The sequence below is a fragment of the Kitasatospora sp. NPDC057512 genome (assembly GCF_042802135.1).
Taxonomy (GTDB): Bacteria; Actinomycetota; Actinomycetes; order Streptomycetales; family Streptomycetaceae; genus Kitasatospora.
In genome coordinates, this window is sequence record NZ_JBHVET010000351.1 from 1 (window position 1) to 8,343 (window position 8,343).

9 protein-coding genes are annotated in these 8,343 nt (G+C 74.6%); 2 read left to right on the plus strand and 7 right to left on the minus strand.

All coding sequences use genetic code 11. From position 1 onward, the window contains the following. Positions 1 to 9: 9 nt before the first annotated feature. Positions 10 to 165: a hypothetical protein gene (locus ACFU6K_RS22330; RefSeq protein ID WP_181970583.1), complete on the minus strand. Its 156-nt coding sequence runs from the start codon at positions 163 to 165 to the stop codon at positions 10 to 12. 247 nt (positions 166 to 412) lie between these two features. Then, positions 413 to 559, minus strand: coding sequence for a hypothetical protein (locus ACFU6K_RS22335; RefSeq protein WP_380665606.1), 147 nt, complete (start codon positions 557 to 559; stop codon positions 413 to 415). A 312-nt stretch (positions 560 to 871) separates the two neighbouring features. Here ACFU6K_RS22335 and ACFU6K_RS22340 point away from each other — a divergent pair, with 312 nt between their 5' ends. Continuing rightward, positions 872 to 1,948 carry a M48 family metallopeptidase gene (locus ACFU6K_RS22340; protein ID WP_380665608.1) on the plus strand — a complete coding sequence of 359 codons (1,077 nt, stop codon included), beginning with the start codon at positions 872 to 874 and terminating at the stop codon, positions 1,946 to 1,948. 93 nt (positions 1,949 to 2,041) lie between these two features. Here the strand turns inward: ACFU6K_RS22340 and ACFU6K_RS22345 are convergent, their stop codons facing one another. From ACFU6K_RS22345 to proB, 5 genes are all read right to left on the minus strand, one after another. Continuing rightward, complete coding sequence (locus ACFU6K_RS22345; protein ID WP_380665610.1) at positions 2,042 to 3,103, minus strand: hypothetical protein; 1,062 nt, start codon at positions 3,101 to 3,103, stop codon at positions 2,042 to 2,044. Positions 3,104 to 3,209: 106 nt separating this feature from the next. Continuing rightward, a complete protein-coding gene (locus ACFU6K_RS22350) occupies positions 3,210 to 3,791 on the minus strand; it encodes a hypothetical protein (RefSeq protein WP_380665612.1) in 582 nt (193 codons plus the stop codon). Positions 3,792 to 3,942: 151 nt separating this feature from the next. Beyond that, on the minus strand, positions 3,943 to 5,250 hold the full coding sequence (locus ACFU6K_RS22355; RefSeq protein WP_380665614.1) for a glutamate-5-semialdehyde dehydrogenase: 1,308 nt from the start codon (positions 5,248 to 5,250) through the stop codon (positions 3,943 to 3,945). Positions 5,251 to 5,350: 100 nt separating this feature from the next. Beyond that, positions 5,351 to 5,875 (minus strand): hypothetical protein, encoded by a 525-nt coding sequence (locus tag ACFU6K_RS22360; RefSeq protein ID WP_380665616.1) that lies wholly within the window; start codon positions 5,873 to 5,875, stop codon positions 5,351 to 5,353. Positions 5,876 to 6,074: 199 nt separating this feature from the next. Then, positions 6,075 to 7,211 carry a glutamate 5-kinase gene (proB, locus tag ACFU6K_RS22365; protein WP_380665618.1) on the minus strand — a complete coding sequence of 379 codons (1,137 nt, stop codon included), beginning with the start codon at positions 7,209 to 7,211 and terminating at the stop codon, positions 6,075 to 6,077. Positions 7,212 to 7,515: 304 nt separating this feature from the next. Between proB and ACFU6K_RS22370 the strand changes: the two genes are divergently transcribed. Next, the gene (locus tag ACFU6K_RS22370) at positions 7,516 to 8,289 is read left to right on the plus strand and encodes a hypothetical protein (protein ID WP_380665621.1); all 774 of its coding nucleotides are present in this window, start codon (positions 7,516 to 7,518) and stop codon (positions 8,287 to 8,289) included. Positions 8,290 to 8,343: the final 54 nt, after the last annotated feature.

Sequence of the window (8,343 nt, forward strand, 5' to 3'; positions counted from 1 at the left end):
GGCCCGGGCTCAGCGGTCCCGGTTGAAGCGGGTGGTGATGAAGAGCAGGACCAGCAGGATGACCAGTGCGGCGCCACCGGTCAGGGCCGGGTTCAGACTGTCGTGGTTGCCCCCCTCGCCCTCGGCGAGCAGGTTCAGAACGGGGAGTGCGGCAGCAGTGCTCATGGTCGGCGGGACCTTCTCGGCTCGGTGAACGGACCTGGGGGTTGTTCCGGGCCGGGTGAGGGCCCACCCGTCATCGTACGGGGGGTTACACGGCAACCGCTCGGCGGCCCACCGCCGCTGACCGGGCGTGAGCGCGGGCCGGGGAACCGACCGGAGAACGGGCCCGGGGGCTCCGGGGAACCAACCGGGGACGGCTCCGGGGAACGAACGGAACGAACCCCCGACGGCCCTGGGGTACGACCGGGACCTAGTTCTTCTTGAAGGCGCGGGCCATGATCCAGATCAGCAGGCCGATGCCCACGAAGGACGCGACCACGATGATCCGCAGGAACAGGCCCGGGCCGGACTCGTCGGAGATGGGCGCGGCCAGGCTGACAAGAGTGTCGGTGGACATCTGCGGGGGCTCCTCGTACTGCTCGGTACCGCGGCCGGGTCCGGTCTCGGTCGTCCAGGCCTCAGGGTAGACCGGCCTCACACCGGCGGAGCCCACCGGCCCCGGAGACGCGCGCCGCAGGCCCCGCGGGCGCGCCCCGGAGGCCCACCGAGGCTCCCACGGCCCCGGCGCCCACCGCGCGGACCGCGCGTACGCTGACCCCGGGGACGAGTACGCAACCGCGCACGTTGCACAGACAGTCGTTGCAGGCGAAGACCAGCGGGGGGCGGGCCAGCGGGCCGCGGCCGCCGTCGACCAGGAGGTACTCACACCATGACCGACACGACCTCGAAGACGCCGAGCCGGCGCCGCGAGCGCTTCCCCGGGATCTCCACCCGGGCCTGGGAGCACCCGGCGGACCGCTCGGCCCTGGTCGCACTGCGCAGGCTGACCGGCTTCGACGACATCCTGAAGAAGCTCGCCGGACTGGTCTCCGAACGGGCGATCCGGCTGATGTTCCTGGCCACCGCGGTGAAGACCTCCGAGCGCCAGTTCCCGGAACTGCACGACATGGTGCGCGACGCCGCCTACGTGCTCGACCTGGAGCAGGTCCCCGACCTGTACGTCTCCCAGGACCCGACGGTCAACGCGTACTGCATCGGCATCGACACCCCGATCATCGTGATCACCAGCGGCCTGGTCGAGCTGCTGGACGAGGAGGAGCTGCGCTCCGTCATCGGCCACGAGGTCGGCCACGCGATGTCCGGCCACGCCGTCTACCGGACGATGCTGATGATCCTCACCAACATCGCCACCCGGATCGCCTGGGTGCCGCTCGGCAACCTGGCGATCACCGCGATCATCACCGCGCTCAAGGAGTGGTTCCGCAAGGCGGAGCTGTCCAGCGACCGGGCCGGCCTGCTCGCCGGGCAGGACCTCCAGGCGTCCATGCGGGCCCTGATGAAGCTGGCCGGCGGCCACAACCTGGCCGAGATGAACGTCGACGCCTTCCTGGAGCAGGCCGAGGAGTACGAGAAGGCCGGCGACCTGCGCGACGGCGTGCTCAAGGTGCTCCAGCTGCTGCCGCAGACCCACCCCTTCGCGGTGGTCCGGGTCGCCCAGCTGAAGAAGTGGGCGGAGAGCGACGACTACCGCTCGATCATGGCCGGCGCCTACCCGCGCCGCTCGGACGACCCGGACACCTCGGTCACCGAGCAGTGGAAGGCCGCCGCCGAGCACTACACGACCTCGGTCAAGGAGAGCAAGGACCCGCTGATGGGCCTGCTCCGGGACGTGGCCGGCGGCGCCGCGACCGTCGGCGGCAAGCTCCGCGACACCTTCACCGGAGGCGGCGGCGGCAACAACGGCAACGGCAGCCGCAGCGGCTCCACGGACCGCGACGGCAACTGACCCACCGCGACCGACCACGACCGCAGAGCCGCGACGGCGGCCGGCGTCCCGCCCGGGACACCGGCCGCCGCCCCGTTCCACGGCCCGGGCGCCTCAGCCGCCCGCCAGCACCTCGCACACCTGCCAGCCCGGCCGGGCGTGGTTGCCCGGGTCGACCGGCGACGGCGGCGCGACCACCGTGCCCTGCGCGGTGGCCAGCACCGGCTGCAGGAAGCCCGCCATCGAGGTGCCGCAGGGCTCCGGCCCGGCCTGCACCACCGAGTCCACCAGCCGCAGCTGCCCCGAGGCCAGGTCCACCCGGTCGAACTCGAAGGTCAGCTGCCGCCGCACGGTCTCCAGGGTGACCGGTGCCCCGGCCGGGGCACCGGCCGGCTTGAGCGCGTAGACGAAGGTGTGGTCGGTGGTGATCTGCAGCGTCCCGCTGTCCGCCTCGTCGATCCGCATCGCGCCGACCACCTTCACGGTGTTCGAGGCCAGCGCGACCTGCGCCGGGTCGAAGCGGACCATCCAGCCGGTCACCGCGTGGTGCCGGTCGTCCACCGGCTGCGCCACGCTCGCGTCGAACTCCGCCTGCTCACCGGGCGTGACGAAGACCCGCACGTCGGCGGTGGCACCCTGGACCAGCGTCGCCGGGGAGAGCGAGGAGGCGACCAGGTAGCGCTGGACGGTGTCGAGCGCCTTGGCCACCTCGACCCGGCCGAAGTTCCCGGTGGCGGCGCCGGTCGGGGTGTTCAGCCCGATCGCGCCGTCCCCGTACCCGAGCGGCAGCGCGGCGAACGGGTCCGCCGGGTCGGCGACCGGGTGGACGGCCGACGCCGGGCTCAACGCGACCAGGCTGACGGTCAGTTGGCTCCCCTCGGGCCGTACCGCGGTGCCCTTCGGCGAGCTCACCCCAAAGTACACCGCGGTCCCGAAGGCGAGCAGGATGAGCAGCAGCAACAGGAGCGCCTGGCGCGGGACGGTGCCCAGCGGGCCGAGCCGCACCCGCGACCGGGTGGCCTTGCCGAAGGAGCCCGCCAGCCGCTCCCGGGCGGAGAGTTCCTGGATGCGGGCAGCCCGCACGAACGATTCGTCGAACACGACGGACCGGAATTCGTCCTCGTTGCCGGAACCGCCCTCGGGCGTCCCCTCAGGAGGCTCTCGCGGGTCACCCACACCACCAGGGTAGGCGGACACCAGCGCCGCCACGAGGGTCCGGGCGCACATTCCCGGGAACGCTCCGTGACCACCGCCCCGGGGCGTGCGCCCCCGGGCGCCCGGACTAACCGGCGGGCGCCGTGACCACCAGCGGGGGCTCCGCCGGGGCCTGCCCGGGGGCCACCCCGGTGCTGCTGCTGCCGGACTGGGGGCGCCGGGGCGCGCCCGATGGGCCGCCCACACCCTGGTAGATCGCCGCGACCGCGACCGCCACCAGGCTCACCCCCATGATCACGGCGAGCACCCAGGCCACCGGCCGGTGCCACCGCTGCTGTGCCACGTACCGCCCGGGGACGCGCACCCGGTCGTCACCGCGCCGCCACCGCCGGACCCGGCGGTCGGCCGCCCGGCCCGGCCCCGACCAGGGGTCGGGGTAGAGGTGGTCCGCGTCGAGTCCGCTCGGGTACGGGCGCAGCTCCAGCGGGAGCCCGTCCCCGGCCGGAACGTCACGGCCCCAGCCCGGCCCCGCGGCGTCCGGCTCGAACCGGGCCTCGGCGGCGGCGAGTTGCCGCTCCTTGGCGGTCGGCTCGTGCACGGCGGCGGACCGGACGAAGGCCTCGTCGAAGACCACGGTGGCGAACTCGTCGTCCGCACCACCGTGGTCGGAGCCGTCGGGGTACGGGAAGCCCCCCACATCCTCAGCCACGGATTCAGCGTATTACCGGCCGGACGATTTGTCTGTGGCTCCCGGCAGTTGGTCCGTCGCACGTGTGACGGACGCCCCGCACGCGCCGCTCGGCGGCCGTCCGCGCCCCCGCCCGCGGCCCGCGCGGCAACGCCGCCCACGGCCCGCCCGCCTAGCCGCCCACGGTCTGCGCGGCCTCGCCCCGGACGTGCCCGTCACCAGTGACGATGTACTTGGTGCTGGTCAGCTCGGGCAGGCCCATCGGGCCGCGGGCGTGCAGCTTCTGGGTGGAGATGCCGATCTCCGCGCCGAAGCCGAACTCACCGCCGTCGGTGAAGCGGGTGGAGGCGTTGACGGCCACCGTGGTGGAGTCCACCAACCGGGTGAAGCGGCGGGCGGCGGCCTGCGAGGTGGTGACGATCGCCTCGGTGTGGCCGGAGGACCAGCGGCGGATGTGCTCGACGGCGGCGTCCAGCGAGGGCACCACGGCGGCGGCCAGGTCCAGCGAGAGGTACTCGGCGCCCCAGTCCTCGTCGGTGGCCGGCACCACGGTGGCCGGTCCGCCCTCGGCGGCCTTCAGCACCGCCTCGTCGCCGTGCACGGTCACCCCGGCCTCGGCGAGCGCCGCCAGCGCGAGCGGCAGGAAGGCGTCCGCGACGTCCTGGTGGACCAGCAGCGTCTCGGCGGAGTTGCAGACGCTGACCCGCTGCGCCTTGGAGTTCAGCAGGATGCCGACGGCCATCGCCAGGTCGGTCTCGGCGTCCACGTAGACGTGGCAGTTGCCGGTGCCGGTCTCGATCACCGGGACGGTCGAGCCCTCGACCACGGTGCGGATCAGCGAGGCGCCGCCGCGCGGGATCAGCACGTCCACGTAGCCGCGGGCGCGCATCAGCTCCCGCACCGACTCCCGGCTCTCCCCCGGCACCAGCTGGACCGCGTCGGCGGGCAGCCCGGCCGCGGCGACGGCGTCGCGCACCACGGCGACCAGCGCGCTGTTGGACCGGTAGGCCGAGGCGGAGCCGCGCAGCAGCACCGCGTTGCCGGACTTGAGGCAGAGCGCGGCGGCGTCCGCGGTGACGTTCGGGCGGGCCTCGTAGATGATGCCGACCACGCCGAGCGGCACCCGGACCTGCCGCACGTCCAGGCCGTTGGGCAGGGTGTAGCCGCGCACCACCTCACCGACCGGGTCGGGCAGGCCCGCCACGTCGCGCACGTCGGAGGCGATCGCGGCGATCCGCTCGTCGGTCAGGGTCAGCCGGTCGATCACCGACTCGGCCGTGCCGGCCGCCCGGGCCCGCTCCACGTCCTCGGCGTTGGCCGCGACGATCTCCGCGCTGCGGGCCACCAGCGCGTCCGCGACCGCCAGCAGCGCGGCGTCCTTCGCGCCGCGCGGCAGCGGGGCGAGCGCGGCGGCGGCCTCCCGGGCTCGGCGCGCTACGGCGAGGACGGGGCTGTCGGCGGTGGCGAGGTCGCTGGTCATGCCGTCAAGGGTAGCGACTGCGCCCGCCCCGCCCGGGCGGTATTTCGCCCGGTGAGACGGCTCGGTACCAGGCCACGGTGACGGGGCGCGGTACGGGCGCTCAGTACGGGTGCACGCCGCCCAGGTGCGGCGGCGGCTCGCCGAAGCCCTCCGCCACCCGCTTGTGGTACGTCGCCCGGTCGACCACCTCCAGCCCGACGATCTCCCAGGGCGGCAGGTTCGAGGTGACCTTGTGCTCGCCCCACAGCCGCAGCGCGATGGCCGCCGCGTCGTGCAGGTCCCGGGCCTGCTCCCAGTAGCGGATCTCGGCGTGGTCGGCCGCGTAGCGGGCGGTCAGGAAGAACGAGTGGTCGTGCGCCAGCTGCTCCAGTGAGGCGCGCAGCGCGGACAGCGGGGTGACCTGCCCGGCCACGCTCAGCACCACGTGCCACAGCCGCGCCTGCTCGGGCACGGTGGGCGGCTGGGCCGCCCGGTCGCGTTCGGGCCGCATCCTGCGCATCCCGCCGGGCCTCTGCGACGGCGGACCGGCCGGCTCGGCGGGGCCGTCCCCGCGTCCGCCGTCGATGCTGGTCAGCCGCCGGCCCGCCGTCCCTGCGGTCAGCGCTGCCTCGCGCCTGCGTTCCACCGGCGGCCTCCTGTTCGGCGATGTCGTGTCGTCCCCACCGGCCCCGTCGGCCCTCGGCCGACCGGTACGGCTGCGCCCCTCCTCGCCCGCGGCCGGTCCGCTCCCGGTACGGAGCGGCCCGCCGTCCGCGCGGCGCCGATCGGCCGGGCGGCCGGGCGGCCGGTGCCGGGGCAGGCCCCGGCACGGTCGACCGGGCCGGTCAGCCGCGCAGAACGACCAGGTCGTCGCGGTGGACGACCTCGCGCTCGTACGCGGCGCCGAGCTCCTGGGCCAGGTCGCGGGTGGACCGGCCGAGCAGGCGGGGCAACTCCCTCGCATCAAAGTTGACCAGTCCGCGAGCCACGATGTGGCCGTTTTCGGCAAGAAGGTCCACCGGATCACCCGCGGCGAACTCCCCGTCGACCTTGGTGACCCCGGCGGGCAGCAGCGAGGCGCCGCCGGAGACGACCGCCCGGACGGCGCCCTCGTCCAGGTGCAGCGCCCCGCGCGGGCTGCTCGCGTGGGCCAGCCAGAGCATCCGGTCGGAGGTCCGGCTGCCGGTGCGCAGGAAGAGCGTGCCGGTGGGCCGGCCGGCCAGTGCGTCGGCGGCCTGGCTGGCGGCGGTGAGCACCACCGGGATGCCCGCGCCGGTGGCGATCCGGGCCGCCTCGACCTTGGTGACCATGCCGCCGGTGCCGACCCCGGCCTTTCCGGCGCTGCCGATCTCGATGCCGTCGAGGTCCTGCGGGCCGCGCACCTCGGCGATCCGGCTGGTGCCGGGGCGGGACGGGTCGCCGTCGTACAGGCCGTCGACGTCCGAGAGCAGCACCAGCAGGTCGGCCCGGACCAGGTGGGCGACCAGGGCGGCCAACCGGTCGTTGTCGCCGAACTTGATTTCGGCGGTGGCGACGGTGTCGTTCTCGTTGACGATCGGCATCGCGCCCATCGCCAGCAGCTGGTCCAGGGTGCGGTACGCGTTGCGGTAGTGGGCGCGCCGGCTGGCGTCCTCGGCGGTGAGCAGCACCTGGCCGACCCGGATGCCGTACCGGGCGAAGGAGGCGGTGTAGCGGGCGACCAGCAGTCCCTGGCCGACGCTGGCGGCGGCCTGCTGGCGGGCCAGGTCCTTGGGCCGGCGGTCCAGGCCGAGCGGGGCGAGCCCGGCGGCGATCGCGCCGGAGGAGACGAGCACGACCTCCGGGGCCTCGGGGCGGCCGCGCAGCTTGGCGAGCGCGTCCACCAGGGCGTCGACGCGGTCGGCGTCCAGGCCGCCGGTCGCCGTGGTCAGGGACGAGGAGCCGACCTTGACGACGATCCGTCGTGCGGTCAGCACCTCCTCCCGCAGAGAGTCCTCGCTCATCTCGCTGTACGCCCTTCCGGTGTGGTGCGGGTACGGCGGGGCCCGGGCCCGGCCGTCACCCCCGAAATCTACGCGATCCCCGCAGGTCACCGGCGGGGTGTTTCACCGGCTGGACCGGATCCGGTACGGGCCGCCACGGGCCGCCCGCCAAGCCGGATGGCTGGTATGGTCCCTGACCGCAAGCCAGATCGGGGGACGGCTTCTTGCCCGCTGTACCCATGTCGTCATCGACCCTTCCTGTCACGACGGGCGGCGCCGCACTGGGCAAAGGCCGGCAACGGTCGCGGCCGTGCGCCCAGGAGAAATGCGCACCATGCGTTCGTACACCACCAAGCTGACCGTCACCGCGCTCGCGGCGGCCACCGCCCTGTCGCTCGCGGCCTGCGGGCCGGACAACGCGGACACCCCGGCCGGTACCGGCGGCGCCACCGGCGCGGCCCCGGCCCAGACCGGCGCGCCCCAGACCGGCGCGGCCCCGGGGGCCACCGCCGGGGGTGCGGCCGGCGGTTCGACCGCGGCCCCCTCGACCGCGGCCCCCTCGGGCGCGGCGCCCTCCGGCGCGGCGGGCGGGGCCGGCACGGCCGGTGCCGCGGGCGGCGGGGCCGGCGCCGGAGCCGTCCCGGCGGCCGCCACCAGCGTGAAGGTCGGCCAGAGCGCCACCGTGGACTTCGCCGACAAGACCGCCAAGGTCGCCACCAAGCTGGAGGTCACCGTCACCGGCGTCGAGGTCGGTTCGGCGCAGGACTTCACCGCCGCCAAGATCAGCATCGTCGGCCTGGAAGGCCGCACCCCGATGTACGTCAGCTACACCGTCAAGAACCTCGGGGACGCCAGCCTCTCCTTCACCGCCCCGGACTCGAAGTTCGTGCTCTTCGACACCACCGGCAAGAAGGGCCTCAACGTCCTGACCGCCGCGACCCCGCTGCCCAAGTGCACCGGCGCGAAGTTCCAGGGCGTGGCCAAGGGCGCCGAGGTCAAGGGCTGCACCATCATCTCCACCCCCGGAAACACCCCGGCCGCCGTCGGCTACACCGACCTGGCCGACCCGCTGAAGCTCCAGGCCTCCTGGACCAAGTGACGCCCAGTCACCGCCGGACACGCGGACGGCCCCCGCCACCTCGACAGGTGGCGG

Bases quoted from the DNA above. Each gene is read 5' to 3' on its own strand.
- ACFU6K_RS22355 (WP_380665614.1), bottom strand. From the start codon at position 5,250: ATGACCAGCGACCTCGCCACCGCCGACAGCCCCGTCCTCGCCGTAGCG.
- proB (WP_380665618.1), bottom strand. From the start codon at position 7,211: ATGAGCGAGGACTCTCTGCGGGAGGAGGTGCTGACCGCACGACGGATC.
- ACFU6K_RS22330 (WP_181970583.1), bottom strand. From the start codon at position 165: ATGAGCACTGCTGCCGCACTCCCCGTTCTGAACCTGCTCGCCGAGGGC.
- ACFU6K_RS22335 (WP_380665606.1), bottom strand. From the start codon at position 559: ATGTCCACCGACACTCTTGTCAGCCTGGCCGCGCCCATCTCCGACGAG.
- ACFU6K_RS22370 (WP_380665621.1), top strand. From the start codon at position 7,516: ATGCGCACCATGCGTTCGTACACCACCAAGCTGACCGTCACCGCGCTC.
- ACFU6K_RS22340 (WP_380665608.1), top strand. From the start codon at position 872: ATGACCGACACGACCTCGAAGACGCCGAGCCGGCGCCGCGAGCGCTTC.